This window comes from Intrasporangium oryzae NRRL B-24470, assembly GCF_000576595.1.
Lineage (GTDB): Bacteria > Actinomycetota > Actinomycetes > Actinomycetales > Dermatophilaceae > Intrasporangium_C > Intrasporangium_C oryzae.
This window is the reverse complement of sequence record NZ_AWSA01000104.1, coordinates 1-1,807: the sequence shown is the minus strand read 5'-3', so window position 1 is coordinate 1,807 and position 1,807 is coordinate 1. Positions and strand designations below refer to the sequence as shown.

At 61.9% G+C, this 1,807-nt stretch carries 2 protein-coding genes; both read right to left on the bottom strand.

The features are described 5' to 3' along the window. Positions 1-145 precede the first annotated feature (145 nt). Complete coding sequence (locus N865_RS21185; RefSeq protein ID WP_034810265.1) at positions 146-1,324, bottom strand: DUF2130 domain-containing protein; 1,179 nt, start codon at positions 1,322-1,324, stop codon at positions 146-148. 215 nt (positions 1,325-1,539) lie between these two features. Further along, on the bottom strand, positions 1,540-1,807 hold a 268-nt coding region (locus N865_RS21180), incomplete at its 5' end, for a hypothetical protein (protein WP_034810264.1).

Genomic DNA, 1,807 nt, shown 5'->3' with positions numbered 1-1,807 from the left:
CCCTCACCCACGCTCAGATCCGAAGAGCCGGATTCAGACAGCGACTACACCCTCGATTGTGAAGAGCCCGTAATGCAGCACCTTTAGCGACTATCGGATCTACCGCGGATGCGGCGTCGAGGTGACCGGTGAAGGAACAGGATGACTAGGTGCTTGCGGTTGAGTCGCCCTGGATGATAGCGCCTATATGCGACTCGACCTGCAGTACACGTTCGGCGAAGTCCCGGTAGAGCTTCTCTCGGGCCGCCCAATCCTTCTGGTGGCTCCGCTGTTCCTTCTGGAGAAGGCTCTCCAACCGCTTGCGTGCGTCATACACGAACTGAACGGCGTGGTGGAAGTCCGCACTCTTGACGTAATCGAACAACTGAGTAGCGGCTGACCGATCCGTCGTCCGCGACTGGGCTCTCGCAATCTCGATCGCGAGACTTCGCAATAGCGAGGCCACCGCCACGACGCGATCTCGATCGGGTTCCACGACGATGACGTTGTCGCGCACGAACAGCGGGCGGCTTTCCTTGCTCGGAAAGGCGTGAGTGACAAGGACTGCGTACTGCGCATGGTGCAGGTCCCGTGAGGTCCGTGCTTGTGTGATGAAATCGTTCAGCCAGTTCTTGGTGTCCTTGCACTCGTAGACGATCAGGCCCGCCTGCTTCTGACCGCCTCCGACACCATAATTGACGGTGTGGAGAACGTCCGCACCGCGGCGTGCTGCGTTGCGTTGGATGTCGTCGCCCTCGAATGCTCTAGACAGGACGCTCACGAGTTTGTCCTCGTCCATGTCCCCTCTGACTTGAGGCCGTACCTCTTCGAGCTCCTGCCGTAGTTGGTCCTTCTCTGCCTTGAGCCGGTCGATGATCCTCCGGAGCTGGTCCCGCGAGGCCTCCTGCTTGGCGGCCTGATCCTCGTACTCTTCCTTGAGCTGGCGACGCATCACTTCCTCGGCTTTGGTCACTTCTTCCAGTACGGCAGCGTTCCGGTTCTGCCTCTCCTGGCGCAGCTCCTCTTCGATCGCTTTGGCACGCGCTTGGGCCACATCGCGCTCGTGTTCTTCCGTGCGTGCCTGCTCCTGAAGCCGGCTTAACGCTTCCTTGTGTTCCTGACGCATTAGGGCCAGCCGGCGGTCTCGTTCCGCAAGCAAGGTGGCCTTGGCGTCTATGACCCCCTGGTCAACGAGGTGCTGTACTTCGGCATCGCGCTCATGCTTCGCTTCCTTCAAGGCGGTCGCGAGGCGCGCCGCCGCACCCTTGTCGAGTGATTGACCGCAAAAGGGGCAAATCTGCAACGGGGCCTTCGCCCTTGCGCTTGTAGCGGTGATGGTGGACATGACTGCTCCAGAGTATTTCCGCAAGTCCTTCCTGCGACTGCAATGCTCGAGCTGCGGTGGATGAACTGGCTAGGGGCGTTGGTCCCTCGATCGAACCCAGTCGCGCCGATGCGGGCGTGAGATCCCGCACCCGGGCGAACAACATTCCGTGCCGCCTGAACTGCCCCGGGATTGGGCGCTGCGACGCTAGTCCTATCCGGGGGTGTGAGCGGCTGCTACTCAACTGCGGGCGCCCAGTCGATGGTGACAGATTCGGGGTCGAAGGTCCGTCCGTTGCCGCAGCCGATGGGCTGGATGGTGATGCGCATGGAGAGGAGTCGGATGATGCGTTTGCGGGTCTCGATATCGGCCCTGTTCCACGTGTCCTCGATGCCCGCACCGGCGAAGTCGGCGAGCTCGGGGTTGGGCTGGGCAGCAACGAGCCGTGCCCGCTCCTGAGCGAGCTGCGGCTTGAGGTGGTCGGACACGCGGCGCAGCTGGTCT

Excerpts from the sequence above, each read along its gene's own strand:
- N865_RS21185 (WP_034810265.1), bottom strand. The coding sequence starts at position 1,324 with ATGTCCACCATCACCGCTACAAGCGCAAGGGCGAAGGCCCCGTTGCAG.